The sequence below is a fragment of the Sphingobium trunci genome (genome assembly GCF_022664535.1).
GTDB lineage: Bacteria > Pseudomonadota > Alphaproteobacteria > Sphingomonadales > Sphingomonadaceae > Sphingobium.
In genome coordinates, this window is record NZ_JAKUJY010000028.1 from 1 (window position 1) to 18,355 (window position 18,355).

An 18,355-nucleotide genomic window follows, 5' to 3' on the forward strand; every position below is an offset into this window, starting at 1 on the left:
CCGACCGTCGTTCCCGCGAAGGTGGAAACATCGTTCGGCGCAGCCAATCGATCTCCTGGCGTCACCCCAAGCGCGACGGCAGGGAGATGGATCCCCCGCCCGCGCGGGGATGACGCGTTGGGGATTGACGCCCCCCTTCTTCCCAAAGCCGCTATCGGTCCTGCCGGTTAATCGGCTACACAGGCTTTTCAGTTATCGTTCATCCCGTTGAAGGCATTGACAGTCAGCGATGCAGTCCCCTCCTAGCCCCTTGCATGCCCCATGACCGCATGAAAGCCCGATGGCTTCGCATGGCCGCCATTGCGGTGGCGTCTCTTGCCCTGCTCGCCCGCCCGGCGGCGGCGCAGCAGATTTTGCGCGATGCGGAAACGGAGGCCTTCATGGCCGACATGTCCGCGCCCCTGGTCAAGGCGGCGGGCATGGAGCCGCGCAATGTCCAGGTCCTCGTCATCAACGATCCGCAAATCAACGCCTTTGTCGCGGGCGGCCAATATGTCTGGGTGCATAGCGGCCTGATCGCCGCGGCCGACAATGTGAACCAGGTGCAGGGCGTCGTCGCGCATGAACTCGGCCATATCGAGGGGGGCCATGTCATCCGCTATGGCGAAGGGATCAAGGAGGCGACGGGGATCACCCTGCTCAGCCTGGTGCTGGGCGCGGCGGCGATCGCGGCGGGCGGCGCCGAAGCGGGCATGGGCATATTGGGCATGGGCCAGCAGGCGGCGATGGGCAAGTTCCTCGCCTTTTCCCGCGCGCAGGAAAGCTCGGCCGACCTGGCGGGCGCCCGTTATCTCAGCAAGGCGGGGATTTCGGGTAAGGGGTCGCTGGAGTTCTTCAAGAAGCTGCAGAACCAGGAATATCGGCTCGCCATCCCGCAGGACGACAGCTATGGCCGCACCCACCCGCTTTCGGGCGAGCGCATCCAGGTGCTGCGCGAGGTCTATACGGTCGATCCCGCCTGGGACAGGCCGATGGACCCCGGACTGGAAGCGCGGTTCGAGCGGATCAAGGCGAAGCTGATCGGCTTCGTGTCGGAACCCCCGCAGACGCTGCAGAAATATCCGGAAAGCGACCAGTCGATCCCGGCCCATTATGCCCGCGCCTATGCCTGGCACAAGAGCGCCTATCCGGAGAAGGCGCTGGACGAGGTCAACGCGCTGCTGACCGCCGTGCCGCATGATCCCTATTTTCTGGAGCTGAAGGGGCAGGTGCTGCTGGAAAGCGGCAAGCCCGCCGACGCCATCCCGCCGCTGCGCGAGGCGGTGCAGATCACCAACCAGCCGCTGATCGCGACCCTGCTGGGCCATGCGCTGATCGCGACGGAGGACGACAGGAATTTTGCCGAGGCGGAAAAGGTGCTGCGCAACGCCATTGCGCGGGACCGGGAAAATCCCTTCGCCTGGTATCAGCTGGGCGTCGTCTACGAGCATCGCGGCGACATTCCCCGCGCGGCGCTGGCGACGGCGGAACGCTATTCGATGATGGGCGACGACCAGATGGCGCTGCGCAGCGCCGACGCGGCGATGCAGGGACTGAAGCCAGGCACGGTTGACTATCTGCGCGCGCAGGATATCGCGATGGTTTCCCGTGCGGCCGTCGAACAGAAGCGGAAGAAGAAATGACCGAAACCCCTCGGCCCGGCTTTCGCGCGGCCCTTTCCAACAGGACCATGCAGATGACTCTCGGCGTTCTCGCCTTCCTCGCCGCCACCGCGACCGGTGCCGCCCTGGGCACCCAGACCACGGGCCGCCTCGATGCCAGTGACCTTGGTTCGAAAGACCGGGCGGCGATCGAACAGATCGTCCACGACTATATATTGGAACATCCGGAGATCATCCCCCAGGCGGTCGAGAAATTGCAGGCAAAGCGCATGTCGGGCACCATCGACGCGAACCGCAAGACCATCGAAACGCCCTATGCCGGGGCCTGGGAGGGCGCGGCCGACGGCGATGTGACGGTGGTCGAGTTTTTCGATTATGCCTGCGGTTATTGCCGGGCGTCGCTGCCCGATCTGGCCCGGCTGGTGGGTGAGGACAGGAAGCTGAAGATCGTCTATCGCGAGCTGCCCATCCTGTCCGACGCCAGCATCGACGCGGCGAAAGTGTCGCTGCTGGCGGCGGAAAAGAACCAGTATATGCCCTATCACCGCGCGCTCTATGCCGCGGGCAAGGTGACGCGCGAGACGATCCTGGCGGCCGCCGCCAAGGTCGGGATCGATGCGAAGGCAGCCCAGGCGGCGATGGCGAACAACGGCTATAATGCCGAAATCCAGTCCAACATCGCCCTGGCGCAGAAGCTGCAGGCGAGCGGAACCCCCACTTTCGTGATCGGCGATCAGGTGCTGAATGGCGCGGTGGGCTATGACGCGCTGAAGACCGCGGTGGCATCGGCGCGCGGGAAATAGGCGAGCTTCACGGGCGGCGGAGCCTCCTTAAAACAGGCTATATTGTCCGCTGCCCTTGAGCTGCCATGTCGCCAGCGTTTCATGATGGGTACGCCCGACATGGCTGCACACCAGCATGAACCGATCGACATGCCAGCCGAAACCCTCGACCGGGCGCTGTTCCGGCCTGCCATCCCGGTAGAAAAGCGTCTGATGGGGGCTGAAGCTCCAGCCGGGACGAAGGGCGATGCCCGCAGCGTTCATGCCCGCCGCGATCCGCTTTTGCAGCGCGTTCAGCAAGGGGACGGCATGCGACGGACGCAGCGCGGCGGAACGGTGGCCGACGGTCAGCCGGTCCAGCCGCAGGTCGAAGGGTTCCGCCATCACCCCCGTCCCCGCGCGCAGCAGCGCCTTGATGACGGCATAGGGATAATCGGCATAGTCGCAGGTGATCGCCAGCGTCATATGCTGATGATCCACGGCAATGCGCCGGGCGCCGTCCGCGATGGTTTCGGCATAATGATCGGTCTGCCGCGCGACCGTAAGCGTCCGGCCATAGGCGTCGTTTCTGGGTGTGGACCGGTGATCTTCAGAATGGCTTTTGCGCGAGCGGTGGTAGCTTCAAGGCGACGCGCTGCTCGATGACGATATCGTTAGCCTTTTCTCGGAACGTGCCGGGTGTATCCATCGCTGAGAGAAAGCGTTCCGCCCGGGGGGATCACCCGTTCGTCTGTTATATGTCGAAGGAAACGCTCTGCTTTCTGGAGGTCGCCCGATATGCCGCAAGCGACTCCGGCATAATAGCCGAACCAACTTGGTCGCATGCGTTCAGATTCATTGGCTTCCGCAATCACATACTGGGCGATGGTCTCGAAAGATCGGAATTTATCGTCGATCTCTTGGGCTTTGGCAGCGGCTGAACGCGCTATATCGGTGACTGCGGCACCAAACTGATCTTCATCCCTATACTCTGTATAAGGGCCGCCCGACATAATGTAGTTCAAGCTCATGAACCCGGCCCCGCCCCAGATCCAGTGAGCCGCATTATCCAGCTCGACCGTTACAGACCACCGACTTGGCTTAAATCCAACTACGTTGAGCCAGAAACCGTGATCTTTGATCCAGAGCCGCGATTGCCCCTGTCGCCTGAAGCCGAGAGGGGCCAGTTCGGCTTTAGCTGCGGAAGCAATGATCTTGTTGTGGGGTCCAGTCATCTGACGATGACTATCCGTGATGCGATCCGCATGTCACCAAAATCTCGTCAGCCTGCCACTGAAGACCAGTTCCACGGGAGCAGTTCATCAATCCGGTTGATGGGATGCCCGTTGCCGATGCGGTCGAGCACATCTGCGAGCCAGGCTTGCGGGTTCACATTGTTGAGCTTGGCCGTCTCCAGCAGGGAGTAGATGGCAGCGGCCCGCTCACCACCGCAGTCAGCGCCCGCGAAAAGCCAGTTCTTCCTGCCCACGGCTATGCCGCGCAGGGCATTCTCTGCTAGGTTGTTGTCAATCTCAAGCCGCCCGTCCTCAGTATAGGCGAGCAACTGGGCCTTGAGCTTCACGGCATAGCGTAGCGCCTCGGCCAGCGGCGACCGCGCGGAAATCTGCGCCAGCACACCATCGGCCCATGCGAAGAAATCCAGTGCTCGAAGACGGGACAGCTTGCGCGCGTTGCGCCTGTCATCGGCAGGATCACAGGCGATGCCGCGCTCGACATCATAAAGTTCGCGGATGAGCTTCAGCCCTTCGGCGGCGACGGAATGCGGGTCGGCCTTGTAGACATCATGCAGCTTGCGGCGCGCATGCGCCCAGCAGGCGACAGGCGTTATCAGCCCCGGCTGACGGTCGGTCACATAGAGTCGCTCGAACCCGGCATAGGCGTCCGCTTGCAGGAAACCCACAAATGTCCTGAGATGTTCGCGTGGTCGCTCGCCCTTGCGATCCGGGCTGTAGCGAAATAGCGCCGCCGGTCTGTCGCTCGGTCGCCATCGTCGGTTGTCGCGCAGATAAACCCATAATCGCCCTGTGGCGGTCTTGCCGGTGCCCGGTGCCAGAACCGGCACAGGCGTGTCGTCGGCATGGAGCTTGGGGCTGGCCATGACATGATCGGCGATGCGGTCGACCAGAGGCTGCAACAGCCAACTGACCTGCCCCATCCAGTCCGCCAGGGTGGAGCGGCTAAGATCGATGCCCTCGCGAGCATAGATGCGCGACTGCCGATAGAGTGGCAGATGATCGGCGAACTTGGATACGACCACATGCGCCAGCAGGTTGGGACCAGCCCGACCACGCGGATCGGTAAGGATGGCGCCGGTGCCTGGCTGATCGCGTCGCAACGCCCGCAGGCCAGCTTGGGGCGGACATGGCGCACGACGTGGAAGCGGCCCGGCACATACTCCAGCACCTCAGTCACATCCTCGCCCAGCTTGCCCATAGTCCCGCCACAGGTGGAACAGCCATCGGCATCGGGGGCGACATGCACCGTGTCCTCACGCGGCAGATGCTCGGGCAGTGGCAGCCGCTTGGGCTTGCGGGCCGTCGATGGGCGTTCTTCCGCAGGTGCCGGTTCACCGATGGCACATGCGGCATGGGCATGTTCAGCTTCGAGATCTTCCAGCGTCAGTTCCAGTTGATCGGCCATCTCGGCGATCCGCTCGGACGACTGACCGAACTTCATCCGGCGCAGCCGGGATAGCTGAACCTTGAGCTTCTCGATCTGGAGCGTGGTCAGCTTGACCGCGTTGCGGGTCGTCTCGTGCGCCGTCCGCTCGGCTTCCAGCGCCTGTTCCGAAGCCGTAATACGCGCCTGCATATCGGCGAAAAGCGCGCGCAATGCATCGGGATCGGCAGGGAGGTTGATCTCGTCGGCGGACACGGCCCCCCATAGCAAAATGGCCTGTGCAGACCAAGGGAAATGCCCGATTTTACGCCACTTTATGCCTACATCTGCACCGGGATGCGGGGCGCTTCGGGAACGACGGTACGCCGCCAGTCCATCGCCTCGATCAGCAGCGCAAACTGTGCCGGGGTCAGCACCACGCCGCCCTCGACCAGCGGCGGCCATACGAAGCGATGCCGCTCCAGGCGCTTGGCGAACAGGCACATGCCAGAGCCATCCCAATGCAGCGCCTTGAGATAGTTGCCGCTCCGGCTGCGGAACAGGAAGACATGGCCGCAATAAGGCTCGACCGCGAACAGCGGACGCACCAGCGCCGCCAGACCATCGAAACCCAGACGCATGCTGACCGGCTTGCTTGCGAGATAGACCTTCGTGCCCGGTGCCAGTGAGATCATGAAATATCCCGCAAGGCCCGCAGCACGCGGGCAAGCGCCTTCTCGTTCACATAGCTGTCCACCGACAGGCGAACGCCGCTGGGCAGGTCGATGCCGATCTCGCCGGGACGCGCACCGGGATGCGGGCGGGTCAACTCTTCCATCACCGGCATTGTCGGGGCAGAATCAGGACATAGCGGCGGCTGTGCATGAGGAACCGTAGTGACTGCACCATCGGGCACCGCTCCATATGAGATGAAGGTCAGCGGCTCGCTGGCGATCTTCTCCGCCTGCCGTCGTGCTGTCCGCCAGCTATAGATCAGGCTCTCGGCTATATCGTGCCGCTTCGCTACCTCCCGCACAGTGACATCCGGCGCATCTGCCTCCTGCATGATGGCATGCCGCTCGGCAGGCGAATATTTACGGCGGCGCTCCGTACGGGTGATGACCTCGATCCGGCCCATCTCCTGATCTCCTTATGGAGTCCAGAAGGAGACTCCCATCAGCTCTCCCTCGTCAAAGGGGGCGGAAGGCGCAACGCGTCGGAGACCGGACGCTTACGCGCGACCAGCGGGGTCGGCTTCAGTGCGAAGAACAGGCGGAAGAGGGCCTGGGCGGAACGATTTTCCATGGCTCTGTCTCGATGCGAAGTCTCGGTGCGAATCGGTTACATGTTCATGATATGTTCTTTTCAGGCTGAGGGCGAATCCCTTCGGCGGCCTGCCGCGATTTCCTGCGGCCGTGCCGGTCTTCGATATCGGTGCCGGTTCGAGGATGGATCGGCCGCCGCCGACTTGCCATGATGAGGCCGGATCGCGAGAATGAAGCTGCACTGGAGCGTCGATGAATCTGGACCGTTCAACGCCCGAAGGCCAGGGAAGGCGGATCGCGCGGATCGCTATGGCTGTGATCTATGCCATTGCGGGCGTGGCACATCTGACCCGGCCGGGCGGCTTTGTTGCGATAACGCCCGATTGGGTGCCCGCGCCGGAAATGGTGGTGGCGCTCACCGGGATGGCGGAGATTGCGGGCGCGGCCGGACTGATGCTGCCGCCATTGCGCAAGGCCGCCGGCATGGGCCTGGCGCTTTATGCGCTCTGCGTGTGGCCCGCCAATTTCCACCATGCGATGAGCGATATCCCCCTGAACGGCGTGCGCCTGAGTTGGTGGTATCATGGGCCACGCCTGGCCCTGCAACCGGTCGTCATCTGGTGGGCGCTCTGGGCGGGCGGGGTGACGGACTGGCCCTTCAGGTCCGTGCCCGCCGACCGGCGCTGAAGGCGATCGGTTGTCTTTCCCGGACAGGGGCTTAGGGTGCGCGCCATCATAACAGGATAGCGAGAGCCGCGTGACCCGTCATATTCCCTGGATCCTGATCGCCATCACCGGCGCGGCCGCCCTGTCGGTCGTCGCGCTTTCCCGTGGCGAGGCGGTGAATGCGTTGTGGATCGTGGTGGCGGCGGTCAGCAGCTTCCTCGTCGTCTATCGCACTTATGCGCTCTATATCGCCCGCCATGTGATGCGGCTCGATCCGGCGCGGCCCACGCCAGCGATCCGGCGGGCCGATGGGCTGGACTATGTCGCGACCGACCGGGTGGTGCTGTTCGGCCATCATTTCGCGGCGATCGCGGGCGCGGGGCCGCTGGTGGGACCGGTGCTGGCGGCGCAGATGGGCTATCTGCCCGGAACGCTGTGGATCATCGCGGGCGTCGTGCTGGCGGGAGCGGTGCAGGACTTCATGGTCCTCTTCATCTCCATGCGCCGCGACGGCAAGTCGCTGGGCGAGCTCATCCGCATGGAAATGGGGCAGGTCGCGGGCACGATCGCGCTGTTCGGCGCCTTCATGATCATGGTCATCATCCTGGCCGTGCTGGCGCTGATCGTGGTCAAGGCGCTGGCGGAAAGCCCCTGGGGCATGTTCACCGTCGCCGCGACGGTGCCGCTGGCGATGGTCATGGGCGCCTATTCCCGCTGGTTGCGGCCGGGGCGGATCGGGGAAGTGTCGCTGCTGGGGCTGGTGGGGCTGCTGGCGGCGATCGTCTATGGGCAGAGCGTCGCGCAATCGCCGGTCTGGGGACCGGTCTTCACCTTCACGCCGGTGCAGCTTTGCTGGATATTGATCGGCTATGGCGCGGTGGCGTCCGTGCTGCCGGTGTGGCTGCTGCTGGCGCCGCGCGACTATCTGTCGACCTTCCTCAAGATCGGCGCGATCGCGGCGCTGGCGATCGGCATCGTCATCATGGCGCCGCCGCTTAAGATGCATGCCGTCACCCAGTTCGTGAACGGCAATGGCCCGGTCTGGTCGGGCGGGCTGTTCCCCTTCCTGTTCATCACCATCGCCTGCGGCGCGGTATCGGGCTTCCATGCGCTGATCGCCAGCGGCACCACGCCCAAGCTGATCGCCAGCGAGGCCCATGCGCCGATGATCGGCTATGGCGCGATGCTGATGGAGGCGTTCGTCGCGATCATGGCGTTGGTGGGGGCATCGATCCTCGATCCCGGCATCTATTTCACGATGAACAGCCCGGCGGCCGTGATCGGCAAGGATGCGGCCAGCGCGGCCGCGGCGGTGACGGCCATGGGTTTCCCCATCTCGCCCGACCTCATCCTCCAGACCGCGAAGGATGTGGGCGAACATAGCATCATCTCCCGCGCGGGTGGCGCGCCGACGCTGGCGGTGGCAATGGCGGAGATATTCTCCCATGTCGCCGGCGGCCCGGCGATGAAGGCATTCTGGTATCATTTCGCCATATTGTTCGAGGCGCTGTTCATCCTGACCGCCGTGGATGCGGGCACCCGAGCCGGGCGCTTCATGCTGCAGGACCTGATCGCGCTGGCGGCGCCGGGGTTCAAGGACGGCAGGAGCATGGCGCCCGGCATTGTCGCCACGGCGCTGACGGTCGCCGCCTGGGGCTTCTTCCTCTATCAGGGCGTCACCGATCCGCTGGGCGGGGTGAACACGCTCTGGCCGGTGTTCGGCATTTCCAACCAGATGCTGGCGGCGATCGCGCTGATGCTGGGGACGGCCGTGCTGTTCCGGATGAAGCGGGACAGATTTGCCTGGGTGACGATGATCCCGGCCGCCTGGCTGCTGATCTGCACTCTTTCCGCAGGCTTCCTCAAGCTGTTCTCGGCGGATGCAAAGGTCGGTTTCCTGGCCCATGCCGCCAGGTTCGGCGCGGCTGCGGCCAGGGGCGAGGTGCTGGCCCCCGCCAAATCGATGGCGGAAATGGAAGCGATCATCTTCAACGACCGGGTCGATGCCGCGCTGGTCGCGCTGTTCCTGCTCGTGGTGCTGGCGATTCTGGGCTTTACCATCCGCACCTGCCTGGCCGCACGCAGGGTCGCGGCCCCCACCGCGCGGGAAATCCCCGCCTTGCTGGTTCCCGCCGAATGAGCCTGTTCCTTCACCGGCTGCGGCAGATGGCGCGCATGATGGTCGGGGTTCCGGACTATGACGCCTATCTGCTCCACATGCGCGATCATCATCCCGACGATGCGCCCATGGATCGCACCGCCTTCTTCCGCGAGCGGCAGGAGGCACGCTATGGCGGGAAAAACGGCGGAAAATGCTGTTGATCAGCGCCGGGCGTTGAAACCCGCGATCATCCCGGCAGCGATGGACAGGGCGATTTCGGCCGCGCCGACCGCGCCGATGTCCAGCCCGGCCGGCCCGTCGATCCGCGCCAGTTCGCCGGGCGTAAAGCCCATGGCCGCCAGCCGCTCCAGCCGTGCCGCATGGCTTTTGCGCGATCCCAGCGCAGCGATATAGCCGGTCGGTGCCCGCAAGGCCGCGGCCAGCGCCGGATCGTCGATCTTGATGTCATGACTGAGCGTGACCACCGCGGTCGATTCACCGGACCGATGCGCGGCAATGGCTTCGTCGGGCCAGCGGTCGTCCAGCACGACGCCGGGAAACCGCTCCTCCGTCAGAAATCGGCCGCGCGGATCGATGATGACGGGAGTGACCCCGATGGCCTGGGCCAGCGCGCTCAATGACTGCGCGATCTGCACCGCCCCGACGATCAGCACCCGGCGCGGCGGGTCGTAGCGGTTGAGGAACTGCCCCTCGATCGCGCCTTCCCGCGTGATCCCACTCGCCAGATCGGTGGACAGGGTGAGCGCCCTCCCCTGCCCGCTTTCGGCGGCGATGCGGTCGAACAGGGCGGCAGGAAATCCCCCATCGCCGACAGGCTGGACAAGCACGTCGATCTCCCCGCCACAGGGCAGGCCCACGGCCCACGCATCCCCGTCCGCCACGCCATAGCGTTCGAGATGGGCGGGGCGCCCGGCAAGCACCTCGACCGCGCGCTGCAGCACGTCGGTTTCGACGCAGCCGCCCGAAATGCTGCCTTCGAACCGGCCGTCCTCATGCACGATCATATGGCTGCCGCGCGGCCGCGGCGCCGAACCCCAGGTCGATACCACCGTGGCGAGCGCAAGCCGGGCGCCGCGCCATTCGATCGCCTTGCGGATCACGGCTTCATTGTCTTTCAAACCGGTCCTCCTGATCGCGCCCGGAGTTCCATGTGCAGACCAACGGACGCGGGCCGAAATTCGTTCTGACCGCCCGGAAAGCTATATGAGCCTTCGTCCGGTCCAAACCACCCGTCCCACGATCACCACCAGCGCGGGATCGATGTCAACCCAGTCGGGATAATGCGGATTGTCACTGAGGACGGAAAACAGCCCCCGGCGCGGCCCCATCGCCAGCCGCTTGACCATCAGCACGCCGTCCAGCCGCAGCACATAGACGCCGTCGCGCAGCCGCTCCGCATCATCGTCATGATCGACCATGATCTCGTCGCCGTCATTGAGCGTGGGCGCCATGGATTCGCCATCGACGCGGATGATCGACACGCGCTGCGGCCGCACACCCAGATGGCGCAGCCAGTTGGCGTCGAAGGCCATGACGCCGGTGGCGCGCTCATCCTCGTCCAGCGTGCCCGGCCCCGCCGAAGCGCCCAGCGACAGACGCGGCACGGTGATGACGGCGGGCAGCGAACGGACCTTCGCCGGCGGCGCATCCCGCTGCGGCGCGCCCCCCAGCATCTCCTCCGCCACGCCGAAATAGCGGGCCAGCACCCGCCGGTCCTCCTCATCCAGCTTGCGGGGCGTGCCGCGCTTGATGAATTGCTGGATATAGGCCGGGTTGCGGTTCAGCAGCCGCGAAAGATCGGCATAATTTTCCCCCCGCTCGGCAATCAGCCGCTCCAGCACGATTCGCGGATCTTCTCCATTACCGACCATGTTTCATCCATAATGATAGGAATTTTCCTAGACAAGTAGGAAATAGGTCAACAGATAGGAAATCGCTTAGGGATTCGCGTCGGGCGATTCCGGACGGACAAGGAGAGACAGGGGCATGTTGCTGCGCGCCGTTGAAAAATTTTTGCGAGAATACAGCATCCCGGCCACGCGTTTCGGCCGCGAAAGCGTGCGCGACCCACGGCTGGTCTTCGACCTGCGAAGGGGCCGCGAACCCGGGGACCGAATGAGGAGACGAGTAGAACATTTCATGAACACATATCGCAGGAGCATCGGTCAATGACAAGTATCGACACCGGCAAAATTGTCCGAAACGGTGGAATGATCCTGCAGGGACGCGACCCCCTGCCCCGGCTTCTCGCGCAGTTGATGGAACGGGCAGGCGCCCCCGCGACAGTGGAGCGCGCCACCAGCCGGCCATGGGCGAGCGCCCTGTTCCAGGGCCGCCGCCATGTCATTGCGCTGACCCTTGCCGGGCCGGACGCGGCCGGACGGCGCGCCCGCTTCGTCGAGGGCATCGAAGAAGCGGAATGGAGCCTCAACGGCCATTTCGTCGCCGACATCAGCGTCGACGCGTGCCGTTCCGGCTATCGGGAAGAAATGATCGAGCTTTCCGCGCTGACCATAGAGGATTGGTGAGCATGGCCGGAAACGGCAGGCCGCCCCGGCGCTCTGCCCGGCTTCAAAGACTGTTTGGGATGCGCACAAGGGCGCATTTCCAAACAGTCAAACAGCCTCTCAGCGGCCCCCCGCCATGTTGCGCAAGGTTCCCAGCGCGGCGCGCAGGGCCTGATCCACATCTTCCTCGACATGGTCGCGCACCGGCACCGGCCGTTCGACCGGCATGTCGGCGATCACCGAAACGGGCCGCCCCATCCGCTTGCGCTGGGCAAGACCCTGTTCCAGCCTTTCGGTCAGTTCCGCGAGCGAGAGATGGCCGATCGGCGCGACGGCCGGGGCGGCCTGCGGCGCGGGTTCGGCCACCTCTTCATAGTCGGCGTCGACCGGCTCCTGCCCGAAGGCGCGATGCAAGCGGGCGAACATCACCTCTTCCACCCTTGCCTCAGGCTGGCCGGGGATCGACAGGGCAGCGATGGACGCGGCCTCCTCCTCTGCCGTTTCCTGTGTCTTTTCCGGCTCTGCCTCCTCGCGCTCCTCGACGGTCCGGGCGAAGATGTCCAGCCCGCCAAAGTCGCGGCTGGCGAAGATCGGCGCGCGCGCGGGCGCATCGGGATGGGCGTCGGCCCGGCGCAGTGCCGGTCCCTCGTGACGCGTCCCGGCGCGGTTCCGGCCCAGCCAGTTCAGCTTCGGCAATGCAAAACCCATTTTGCTCACTCCTGGGGCGCTGTTCTCTCGCCCTTCCCTTATATGCGTCAGCAGATGGACGCCTCTTCCTTCCTTGCGGGCCACGATCAGGCCCCAGGTCATCACCGCTCCAAATCCCGCCAGCAGCAGCCTGGCCTTCATGCCCAGCGGCGGCGCGGCAGCGGGCAGCGCTTCGCTAAGGCCGCTGGATGCCACCACGGTCTCGATCAGCCCGACCGGCAGCGACAATAGCAACATGGCCATGCCCAGCGCAGCCAGCAGCGCCATGGCCGGATGGCCCCGCATCATCGTCAGGCCGCCGCCCGCACCCGCTGCGACCGGGCCAGCATTTGCCGGTAGACGGGATCGTAGCGCAGAATGTTTGACGACCAGTTACGCTCGCGCTCGACAAAGGCGCGGGCCAGCGCCCGCCTGTCATCCCAGAAGCCGCGATCCGCGAACATCTCTGCCAGCGCGGCGGCGATGGCAGGGGGATCGTCGGGCGCGAACAGGCTGCCGGTGACGCCATGTTCGATCAGTTCGCGATGGCCGCCGACGCTCGATGCGGCGACCAGACGGCCTTGCGCCATCGCCTCCAGCGGCTTCAGCGGCGTCACCAGATCGGTCAGACGCATCGCCTTGCGCGGATAGGCGAGGATGTCGACCTGCGCATAATAATGCTCGACCTGGTCGTGCGGCACGCGGCCGACGAAGACGATATGGTCGGCAAAGGGCGAGGCCATGGCCTGATCGCGCAGCGCCTGTTCGCGCGGGCCGCCGCCGACCAGCAGCAGTTTCGCCCTGGGGCGGGCGCGGACCAGTTTCGGCAGGGCGGCGATCAGATCGTCCAGCCCCTCATAATCGTAGAAGCTGCCGATGAAACCGACCACGTCGGCGCCTTCCAGGCCAAGCTTTGCGGTCAGCGCAGGATCGCGCGGGACGGGCGTTCCGAACTGGTCCATGTCGACCCCATTGGGCGAGACGATGATCTTGGCCGCATCGATGCCGCGCGCGACAAGATCACCGCGCAGCCCTTCGCAGATCACCGCGACCGCATCGGCGGCGCGCACCGCATGGGTTTCAAGCTGGCGGGTCAGCCAGTAGCGTGGGCTGCCCTCCGTGCCGGTGCCGTTGCCGACCGCCGCATCCTCCCAGAAGGCGCGGATCTCGTAGATCAAGGGGATATTGTGCCGCTTCGCCACCTTCTGCGCGGCGATGGCGTTCAGCACCGGCGAATGGGCGTGGATGATGTCGGGCCGCCATTGCCGCACCAGCGCCTCGATCGCGTCGGCATGGGCGGAAATGTCCCGCCACTCGCGCAGCAGCGGATTGCCCGCCGCAGGATCGCCGGGGGTGCGATGGAAATGGAGGCCATCGACCGTCTCTTCCAGCCGGCCCGGAATCGTGTGGCCCGAAACCCTATGCCTGTGCCCGGTGATGCCGCGCACCTCCCAGCCCTTCGCCATTTGCGCCCGCAGGATCGCGCGAGTGCGGAACGTATATCCGCTATGCATCGGCAGGCTGTGGTCCAGCACATGAAGAATCCGTGTCATGGCGGTGAGTCTGACGGAAAAGGTTTAACGGCCCGTCAACTCTGATGGGATAGAGAGAATGCCGTGCTTACGGACTCCCCTCTCTCGCGATGATCGACGCCCTCTCCCTTCTCATCAGCCATGGCGTCATCATGCTGGCGGCCTGGCGCCTCCTGTCGCGCCCCGATCTCGATCGCGATCCCCCCTCCGGCCTTGAAACGGAGAGCGGCGATGCGTGACCTGTTCTTCGTCGCCTTCCTGGGCGCCTTCTTCCTGTTGGGATTGCGCCGGCCGTTCCTGCTGATCGCGGTCTATGCCTATATCGACATCGTCTCGCCGCAGCGGCTTTCCTATTTCCTGCTGAACAGCATCCCCATTTCCTTCATCGCCTTCATCATGGCGGTGGGGGCGTGGCTGCTGGTCGACGACAAGAAGGATTGCCGTCTTTCCCTGCGGCAGTTGATCCTGCTGCTGCTGCTCGCCTGGTGCGGCTATACGACGGCGACGGCGGATTTCCCGGTCAACGCCGCGACCAAATGGGCCTGGGTGTGGAAGGCGATGGTCTTTGCCCTGTTCCTGCCGGTCACCCTGCGCACGCGCCTGCGGATCGAGGCGCTGGCGCTATTCATGGTCCTGTGCGCCAGCACCATCATCATCAATGGCGGCATGAAGACGGCGCTGTCGGGCGGCGGCTATGGCGTGCTGAACCTGATGGTCGACAACAATAGCGGGCTGTATGAAGGCAGCATCATTTCGACCGTGGCGATCTCGCTGATCCCGCTGATCCTGTGGCTTGCCCACCACGGCACCATCTTCCCGCCCGACTGGCGGGTGAAGGGCTTTGCCTGGGCGCTCTGCTTCGCCTGCCTGCTGATGCCGATCGGCACGGAGGCACGGACGGGGCTGGTGTGCATCGCCGTCCTCGCGGGGCTGATGCTGATGCGCTCGAAGCGGCGCTTCCTGTATGGCCCGCTGATGGCGCTGGCGGCGCTGGCGGCCATCCCTTTCCTGCCCGCCAGCTTCACCCAACGCATGGCGACCATCGAGAATCACCAGCAGGACGAGAGCGCCTCCACCCGCGTCGCCGTGTGGAAATGGACGCTGGACTATGTGAGGGAGCATCCGGGCGGCGGCGGCTTCGACAATTATCTCCAGAACAGCTTCACCTATGCGATGCAGGAGCGCGTCACCGACGCCGCCGGATCGCGCATGGAAAAGCGCATCGTCACCGATCATGGCCGCGCCTATCACAGCGCCTATTTCGAGATGCTGGGCGAACAGGGCTATTTCGGCTTCTTCCTCTGGGCGCTGCTGCACCTGACCTGCTTCATCCGCACCGAAGCGATCCGCCGCCTCTATCGAGGACGGGAGGGCGACGAAGCCTGGGTCGCGCCCTTCGCGCTGGCGCTGCAACAGGGGCATGTCATCTACATGATCGGATCCCTGTTCGTGGGCATCGCCTACCAGCCCTTCATTTTCATGATGCTGTCGCTCCAGATCGGCCTCGACACCTATTTGACCCGCAGGCGCAAGTTCGCCGCGCGCCAGCCGTTCTTCCCCCCGATGGCCGCGCAGGGGAGTGCCGCATGAAGGGCGAATTGAAGATTCTGGGCGTGGCCCATGGGCTGTTGCTGGGGCTGGTGCTGGGCTCCCCGCTGGTCGCCCCGTCGCTCTTGCCCTGGGGCGTCGAGGCGCTGTTCATCGTCGCCGCCTTCCAGTTGCGGCTCGCCGACCGGCGCTGGGACATGCGCGCCGGGCTGCGCGGCTGGATCAGCCATATCCGCATGGCGCCGCTGCGACTGGTGCCCTGGGCGGGAACGGCAGTGGTCGCGGTGATCGCGGGGCCGCAGCAGGCCCGGCTCGCCGCCGCCATCCTGGTCGCGATCGCGCTGGGGGAATTGCTGGTCTATCCCGTGATCGCCAATCTGCTCGGCCGCCTGCCGCGCCAGGGGCTGGCGGGCGTCATCCTGCTGCTGCTCATCGCGTGCGGGCTGGCAGAGCCGGGACAAGCGGCGCGCTTCGCCATGGCCTTTGCGCTGGGGGTCAGCGGCTGCGTCTTCTGGCTGCGCGGGCCGGACGGCGAAACCGGTGCGACCCTGATCGCGCTCGGCGGCGCCATGGCCGCGATGCTGGGCGCGCTGCTGCTGCCGGCGGCGCGGGACGTCGCGATCCCCGCTGCGATGCTGTGCCTGACGCTGGTGCTTGCCCATCTGTCGGTGATGCGCCGCCGTCCGCTGCACTGGCGCCCGGTGGACGGCGCGCACCGCTTCATGCGGCGGACCGCCGGTCTTCGATAAGGAACGAAGCGCCCGGCGACGGGTTTGGGGGATGAGAAGGACCCCATGCCCCAAAGCCGGATCATCCACGCCAATGACAGCCTGCCGGGAATCACGCGCCGCGCCCTGAAGCGGGGTTGGGCCTATTTCGATGCCGACGGCCGACGCATCACCGATCGGGACGAGATCGACCGGCTCAATGCCATCGCCATGCCGCCCGCCTATCGCGACTGCTGGTTCTGTCCCCAGGGCAACGGCCATATCCAGGCGACGGGCTATGACGACCGGGGGCGCAAGCAATATCGCTATCATGCCGATTTCCGCGCCGCGCGGGAGGCGGAGAAATATGCCGGCTGCATCGCCTTCGGAGAGGCGCTGCCCCGGCTGCGCGCCCGGATCGAGGCGGATTTGTCCAGGCGCGGCCTGCGCAAGGAAAAGACCCTTGCCGCCGTCGTCCGCCTGCTCGATCTGGCCAAGGTCCGCGTCGGCAATGAGCAATATGCCGCCGCCAACAAGAGCTTCGGCGCGACCACGCTGCGCCGCCGCCATGTCGATGTGCGCGGCCAGGCGCTGCGGCTGCGTTACCGCGCCAAGTCGGGGCGGGAGCATGATCTGACCATCACCGACCGCCGCCTCATCCGTTTCGTGCGCGCGGTGCAGGACCTGCCGGGCCAGCATCTCTTCCAATATCTGGACGAGGAGGGGAATGCCCGGCCGATCACCTCCAGCGACGTCAACGCCTATATCGCCGAGGCCATGGGTGGCGATTTCACCGCCAAGCATTTCCGCACCTGGGGCGCCTCCACCATCGCTTTCGAGACGCTGGCAGGCGGGAGCGTTTCGTTGAAGCAGATGATCGCCCCGGTGGCGGAGGCACTGGGCAACACCCCGGCGATCAGCCGGAAAAGCTATATTCATCCCGCGCTGATAGAAGTTTGCCGCAACGGGCAGGATGAATGGCGCAAAGGGCTTCGCCTGCCGCGTGCAACCCGCTATCTTTCCCGTTACGAACGCGGACTGATCGCCTTTCTGGAGGAGATGAGCGGCAGAGACGCTCTCCTGCTGGCGGCCTGACCGCACCCATAACCGCAAGGACATCCATGGCCGCCAAGAAAGATCCGCCCCTTCCCGACATCGACGTGCGTCCGCCCGACCTGCTGCAAATGTGGCATTCGACCGTCCACTGGTTCTCGATCCATTATCTGCAAATCCTGATCGCTGTCGGCGCGGCGGCCGTCATTTACAGCTTGCTGACGGCGTTGCGCGGCGTCGGCGGGAGGTTGAAGGGCACGCCGGGCGACATGCTGGGCTTTGCCAATGTCGCGGGCCGCGCCTTTGCGCGCACCACCCATTTCTTCATGGTGATGGTCGCCGCGCGGCTGGTGGTCAGCTATGCCGATCCGCCGCAGATGGTGCTGAAGACGGTCTCCTTCCTCTTCACCATTGCCGCCGTGTTCCAATGCGCGATCTGGGCGCGGGAGATCATCCTGGGGCTGGTCGAAAGGCGCACCGCAGCCGACGACAGCCAGACGCTGGCCAATGCCATGGGGCTGATCCGGGTGCTGGTGACCTTCGCCCTGTTCGCCATCGCGCTGATCGTGGTGCTCGACAATCTGGGCGTCAACGTCACCGGTCTGGTCGCGGGCCTCGGCATCGGCGGCATCGCCATCGGCCTGGCGGCGCAGGGCATCTTCTCCGACCTGTTCGCCGCGCTCTCCATCATCTTCGACAAGCCGTTCCGCCAGGGCGAGGTCATCACCTATGACCAGACCACCGCGCGGGTCGAGCATATCGGCCTCAAAAGCACGCATCTGCGCGCGATGAGCGGCGAGAAGAAGGTGATCTCCAACGCCAATCTGCTGCAGAAGGAGATCACCAGCCTCCAGATGCTGGCCCAGCGGCGCGTCACTTTCGCGATCGGCATCATCTACCAGACGCCCGAGGAAAAGGCGGCGGCGATACCCGAAATGCTCAAGGAGATCGTCGAGGCGCAGGGGCATATCTTCGTCAATGCGGGGCTGGTGAGCTTCGGTGCCAGTTCACTCGACTATCAGCTCAATTTCGACGTGCCCGATCCCGACACGCACGACTATTTCCAGTCGCGGCACAGGGTCGGGCTGGCCATCTGGAAGCGCTTCAACGCGGAGGGGATCGAGTTCGCCTATCCCACGCAGACGAGCTTTACCGCCGCCCCGGACGGCCGGGCGGTCATGCCCTATCCAGAAACGCGGACGGACGCGCGCGGCGGGACTGATCGACTCGCCTGACCGCAGATCCGACTCGGGCCGTCCCGCCGCCGCTTGCGTGAAGCGGCGGCGG

General features: G+C 65.1%; 20 protein-coding genes and 1 pseudogene. 12 read left to right on the forward strand and 9 right to left on the reverse strand.

Annotation, left to right across the window (positions count from 1 at the left end; translation table 11 throughout):
• Positions 1-269: 269 nt before the first annotated feature.
• Together MJ601_RS18550 and MJ601_RS18555 are read left to right on the forward strand one after the other, a co-directional pair.
• The gene (locus tag MJ601_RS18550; RefSeq protein WP_242129180.1) at positions 270-1,622 is read left to right on the forward strand and encodes a M48 family metalloprotease; all 1,353 of its coding nucleotides are present in this window, start codon (positions 270-272) and stop codon (positions 1,620-1,622) included.
• Positions 1,619-2,404, forward strand: a complete 786-nt coding sequence (locus MJ601_RS18555) for a DsbA family protein (RefSeq protein ID WP_242129182.1) — start codon at positions 1,619-1,621, stop codon at positions 2,402-2,404. The genes MJ601_RS18550 and MJ601_RS18555 overlap by 4 nt, the downstream gene beginning before the upstream one ends.
• A 27-nt stretch (positions 2,405-2,431) precedes the next feature.
• Here the strand turns inward: MJ601_RS18555 and MJ601_RS18560 are convergent, their stop codons facing one another.
• The 5 genes and pseudogenes from MJ601_RS18560 to tnpA all read right to left on the reverse strand — a co-directional run bounded on the left by MJ601_RS18560 (position 2,432) and on the right by tnpA (position 6,119).
• Positions 2,432-2,863, reverse strand: a complete 432-nt coding sequence (locus MJ601_RS18560; protein WP_242129184.1) for a 2'-5' RNA ligase family protein — start codon at positions 2,861-2,863, stop codon at positions 2,432-2,434.
• Positions 2,864-3,036: 173 nt separating this feature from the next.
• Positions 3,037-3,597 carry a hypothetical protein gene (locus tag MJ601_RS18565; protein ID WP_242129186.1) on the reverse strand — a complete coding sequence of 187 codons (561 nt, stop codon included), beginning with the start codon at positions 3,595-3,597 and terminating at the stop codon, positions 3,037-3,039.
• 47 nt (positions 3,598-3,644) lie between these two features.
• A pseudogene (gene tnpC, locus MJ601_RS18570) lies at positions 3,645-5,257 on the reverse strand (IS66 family transposase).
• A gap of 65 nt (positions 5,258-5,322) precedes the next feature.
• Entirely contained in the window at positions 5,323-5,676 is a 354-nt protein-coding gene (gene tnpB / locus MJ601_RS18575) for an IS66 family insertion sequence element accessory protein TnpB (protein WP_242129187.1), read from the reverse strand.
• Complete coding sequence (gene tnpA, locus MJ601_RS18580) at positions 5,673-6,119, reverse strand: IS66-like element accessory protein TnpA (protein ID WP_242129189.1); 447 nt, start codon at positions 6,117-6,119, stop codon at positions 5,673-5,675. The genes tnpB and tnpA overlap by 4 nt, the downstream gene beginning before the upstream one ends.
• Positions 6,120-6,498: 379 nt before the next feature.
• Between tnpA and MJ601_RS18585 the strand changes: the two genes are divergently transcribed.
• From MJ601_RS18585 to MJ601_RS18595, 3 genes are all read left to right on the forward strand, one after another.
• Complete coding sequence (locus MJ601_RS18585) at positions 6,499-6,933, forward strand: DoxX family protein (RefSeq protein ID WP_242129191.1); 435 nt, start codon at positions 6,499-6,501, stop codon at positions 6,931-6,933.
• A gap of 70 nt (positions 6,934-7,003) precedes the next feature.
• Positions 7,004-9,052, forward strand: a complete 2,049-nt coding sequence (locus MJ601_RS18590; RefSeq protein WP_242129193.1) for a carbon starvation CstA family protein — start codon at positions 7,004-7,006, stop codon at positions 9,050-9,052.
• Complete coding sequence (locus tag MJ601_RS18595; protein ID WP_242129194.1) at positions 9,049-9,234, forward strand: YbdD/YjiX family protein; 186 nt, start codon at positions 9,049-9,051, stop codon at positions 9,232-9,234. Before MJ601_RS18590 ends, MJ601_RS18595 begins: the two co-directional genes overlap by 4 nt.
• Here the strand turns inward: MJ601_RS18595 and MJ601_RS18600 are convergent, their stop codons facing one another.
• Together MJ601_RS18600 and MJ601_RS18605 are read right to left on the reverse strand one after the other, a co-directional pair.
• Positions 9,235-10,152 (reverse strand): XdhC family protein, encoded by a 918-nt coding sequence (locus MJ601_RS18600; RefSeq protein ID WP_242129197.1) that lies wholly within the window; start codon positions 10,150-10,152, stop codon positions 9,235-9,237. It lies immediately after the preceding gene.
• Between the two features lie 81 nt (positions 10,153-10,233).
• Entirely contained in the window at positions 10,234-10,905 is a 672-nt protein-coding gene (locus tag MJ601_RS18605; RefSeq protein ID WP_242129199.1) for a S24 family peptidase, read from the reverse strand.
• Positions 10,906-11,020: 115 nt separating this feature from the next.
• Here MJ601_RS18605 and MJ601_RS18610 point away from each other — a divergent pair, with 115 nt between their 5' ends.
• Together MJ601_RS18610 and MJ601_RS18615 are read left to right on the forward strand one after the other, a co-directional pair.
• Positions 11,021-11,206 (forward strand): hypothetical protein, encoded by a 186-nt coding sequence (locus MJ601_RS18610; protein ID WP_242129201.1) that lies wholly within the window; start codon positions 11,021-11,023, stop codon positions 11,204-11,206.
• A complete protein-coding gene (locus tag MJ601_RS18615; RefSeq protein ID WP_242129202.1) occupies positions 11,203-11,562 on the forward strand; it encodes a hypothetical protein in 360 nt (119 codons plus the stop codon). The genes MJ601_RS18610 and MJ601_RS18615 overlap by 4 nt, the downstream gene beginning before the upstream one ends.
• Positions 11,563-11,661: 99 nt before the next feature.
• Here the strand turns inward: MJ601_RS18615 and MJ601_RS18620 are convergent, their stop codons facing one another.
• Positions 11,662-12,534, reverse strand: a complete 873-nt coding sequence (locus MJ601_RS18620) for a hypothetical protein (protein WP_242129246.1) — start codon at positions 12,532-12,534, stop codon at positions 11,662-11,664.
• Positions 12,535-12,539: 5 nt separating this feature from the next.
• Entirely contained in the window at positions 12,540-13,781 is a 1,242-nt protein-coding gene (locus MJ601_RS18625) for a TIGR04063 family PEP-CTERM/XrtA system glycosyltransferase (RefSeq protein ID WP_242129204.1), read from the reverse strand.
• Between the two features lie 89 nt (positions 13,782-13,870).
• On the opposite strand from MJ601_RS18625, the gene MJ601_RS21980 reads away from it, so the two are divergent.
• From MJ601_RS21980 to MJ601_RS18645, 5 genes are read left to right on the forward strand one after another with little or no spacing between them, the layout of a single operon-like run.
• Positions 13,871-13,999 (forward strand): hypothetical protein, encoded by a 129-nt coding sequence (locus tag MJ601_RS21980; protein WP_281061367.1) that lies wholly within the window; start codon positions 13,871-13,873, stop codon positions 13,997-13,999.
• Positions 13,992-15,350: a putative O-glycosylation ligase, exosortase A system-associated gene (locus tag MJ601_RS18630; RefSeq protein ID WP_242129206.1), complete on the forward strand. Its 1,359-nt coding sequence runs from the start codon at positions 13,992-13,994 to the stop codon at positions 15,348-15,350. Before MJ601_RS21980 ends, MJ601_RS18630 begins: the two co-directional genes overlap by 8 nt.
• On the forward strand, positions 15,347-16,057 hold the full coding sequence (locus MJ601_RS18635) for a hypothetical protein (RefSeq protein WP_242129207.1): 711 nt from the start codon (positions 15,347-15,349) through the stop codon (positions 16,055-16,057). The genes MJ601_RS18630 and MJ601_RS18635 overlap by 4 nt, the downstream gene beginning before the upstream one ends.
• 45 nt (positions 16,058-16,102) lie before the next feature.
• Positions 16,103-17,110 (forward strand): DNA topoisomerase IB, encoded by a 1,008-nt coding sequence (locus MJ601_RS18640; RefSeq protein WP_242129209.1) that lies wholly within the window; start codon positions 16,103-16,105, stop codon positions 17,108-17,110.
• A 26-nt stretch (positions 17,111-17,136) separates the two neighbouring features.
• Entirely contained in the window at positions 17,137-18,303 is a 1,167-nt protein-coding gene (locus tag MJ601_RS18645) for a mechanosensitive ion channel family protein (protein ID WP_242129211.1), read from the forward strand.
• The last annotated feature ends 52 nt before the right edge of the window (positions 18,304-18,355 follow it).

Excerpts from the sequence above, each read along its gene's own strand:
- MJ601_RS18550 (WP_242129180.1), top strand. The coding sequence starts at position 270 with ATGAAAGCCCGATGGCTTCGCATGGCCGCCATTGCGGTGGCGTCTCTT.
- MJ601_RS18555 (WP_242129182.1), top strand. The coding sequence starts at position 1,619 with ATGACCGAAACCCCTCGGCCCGGCTTTCGCGCGGCCCTTTCCAACAGG.
- MJ601_RS18565 (WP_242129186.1), bottom strand. The coding sequence starts at position 3,597 with ATGACTGGACCCCACAACAAGATCATTGCTTCCGCAGCTAAAGCCGAA.
- tnpB (WP_242129187.1), bottom strand. The coding sequence starts at position 5,676 with ATGATCTCACTGGCACCGGGCACGAAGGTCTATCTCGCAAGCAAGCCG.
- tnpA (WP_242129189.1), bottom strand. The coding sequence starts at position 6,119 with ATGGGCCGGATCGAGGTCATCACCCGTACGGAGCGCCGCCGTAAATAT.
- MJ601_RS18585 (WP_242129191.1), top strand. The coding sequence starts at position 6,499 with ATGAATCTGGACCGTTCAACGCCCGAAGGCCAGGGAAGGCGGATCGCG.
- MJ601_RS18595 (WP_242129194.1), top strand. The coding sequence starts at position 9,049 with ATGAGCCTGTTCCTTCACCGGCTGCGGCAGATGGCGCGCATGATGGTC.
- MJ601_RS18605 (WP_242129199.1), bottom strand. The coding sequence starts at position 10,905 with ATGGTCGGTAATGGAGAAGATCCGCGAATCGTGCTGGAGCGGCTGATT.
- MJ601_RS18610 (WP_242129201.1), top strand. The coding sequence starts at position 11,021 with ATGTTGCTGCGCGCCGTTGAAAAATTTTTGCGAGAATACAGCATCCCG.
- MJ601_RS18615 (WP_242129202.1), top strand. The coding sequence starts at position 11,203 with ATGACAAGTATCGACACCGGCAAAATTGTCCGAAACGGTGGAATGATC.
- MJ601_RS18620 (WP_242129246.1), bottom strand. The coding sequence starts at position 12,534 with ATGCGGGGCCATCCGGCCATGGCGCTGCTGGCTGCGCTGGGCATGGCC.
- MJ601_RS18625 (WP_242129204.1), bottom strand. The coding sequence starts at position 13,781 with ATGACACGGATTCTTCATGTGCTGGACCACAGCCTGCCGATGCATAGC.
- MJ601_RS21980 (WP_281061367.1), top strand. The coding sequence starts at position 13,871 with ATGATCGACGCCCTCTCCCTTCTCATCAGCCATGGCGTCATCATGCTG.
- MJ601_RS18630 (WP_242129206.1), top strand. The coding sequence starts at position 13,992 with ATGCGTGACCTGTTCTTCGTCGCCTTCCTGGGCGCCTTCTTCCTGTTG.
- MJ601_RS18635 (WP_242129207.1), top strand. The coding sequence starts at position 15,347 with ATGAAGGGCGAATTGAAGATTCTGGGCGTGGCCCATGGGCTGTTGCTG.
- MJ601_RS18640 (WP_242129209.1), top strand. The coding sequence starts at position 16,103 with ATGCCCCAAAGCCGGATCATCCACGCCAATGACAGCCTGCCGGGAATC.
- MJ601_RS18645 (WP_242129211.1), top strand. The coding sequence starts at position 17,137 with ATGGCCGCCAAGAAAGATCCGCCCCTTCCCGACATCGACGTGCGTCCG.